The organism is Stenotrophomonas sp. SrG, from assembly GCF_050031795.1.
Classification (GTDB): domain Bacteria; phylum Pseudomonadota; class Gammaproteobacteria; order Xanthomonadales; family Xanthomonadaceae; genus Stenotrophomonas; species Stenotrophomonas rhizophila_A.
Genome location: NZ_JBNBBE010000124.1, coordinates 1 through 295, shown reverse-complemented (window position 1 = coordinate 295; position 295 = coordinate 1). Strand labels below are relative to the sequence as shown.

The window sequence follows — 295 nt, the reverse complement described above, 5'->3', positions numbered from 1 at the left end:
TACGGTCTCGTCGTGATCGCGCTGTCGCCGATCAGCGCTGAAGACCGTGCCGATCCGAAGATCGCGGCGAACATCAAGGACGATTTCCTGTTCGTCAACGACATCACCGGTGTCGTGATTCCGAAGGAATTCATCCAGTCTATCGAAAAGGGCCTGCGCGAAACGATCACCAGCGGTCCGCTGGCTGGCTTCCCGGTCGTGGACGGCATGGTGGAGCTGGTGTTCGGCTCCGACCCTGACGTCGACTCCTCGGATATGGCGTTCTAGCTGGCGTCGTCGATGGCCTTCAAGCAGG

Annotated in this window: 1 pseudogene; it reads left to right on the top strand. The window is 60.0% G+C overall.

Features of this window, described 5'->3' with window-relative positions:
- Positions 1-264: pseudogene (gene fusA, locus ACQG3P_RS19230) on the top strand (elongation factor G); the annotation flags it as partial.
- Positions 265-295 lie beyond the last annotated feature (31 nt).